Annotated in this window: 1 protein-coding gene; it reads left to right on the forward strand. The window is 71.7% G+C overall.

Features of this window, described 5'->3' with window-relative positions; translation table 11 throughout:
* Nucleotides 1-696 (forward strand): 3-deoxy-7-phosphoheptulonate synthase (locus AC5RUJ_RS17760; RefSeq protein WP_494156448.1); only part of this gene is annotated, 696 nt, incomplete at both ends.

Genomic DNA, 696 nt, shown 5'->3' on the forward strand with positions numbered 1-696 from the left:
GGCGAGGTGCTGCAGGAACAGCCCCTGACCGCCGAGGCCGCCGCCGTCGTCGCCCGCGGCCGGGAGGACATCCGGGCGGTCATGGACGGGGTGGACGACCGGCTCCTGGTGATCGTGGGACCGTGCTCGATCCACGACACCGCGGCGGGCCTGGACTACGCGCGCCGCCTGGCGCAGGTGGCACGTGAGCACCGCGAAGAGCTGCTGATCGTGATGCGCACGTACTTCGAGAAACCGCGGACCACGGTGGGCTGGAAGGGGCTGATCAACGACCCGCGGCTGGACGGCTCCCATGACATCGCCGCTGGCCTGCGGCTGGCGCGGACGTTCCTGCTGGAGGTGGCGGAGCTCGGCCTGCCGGTGGCCACGGAGTTCCTGGAACCGATCAGCCCGCAGTACCTGGCGGACCTGGTCAGCTGGGGAGCGATCGGTGCGCGCACCACCGAAAGCCAGATCCACCGCCAGTTGGTCTCGGGGCTCTCCATGCCGGTGGGTTTCAAGAACGGCACGGACGGCGGGCTGCAGGTTGCGCTCGACGCCTGCCACGCTGCGGCCGCGGCACAGGTGTTCCTGGGGATCGACGGCGAGGGACGGGCGGCGCTGGTCTCCACCAACGGCAACCCCGACACCCACGTGATCCTGCGCGGCGGCGCCAGCGGCCCGAACTACGGAGCCCAGGAGGTGGCGGCCGCGTCC

The organism is Arthrobacter sp. Y3223164 (assembly GCF_059091005.1).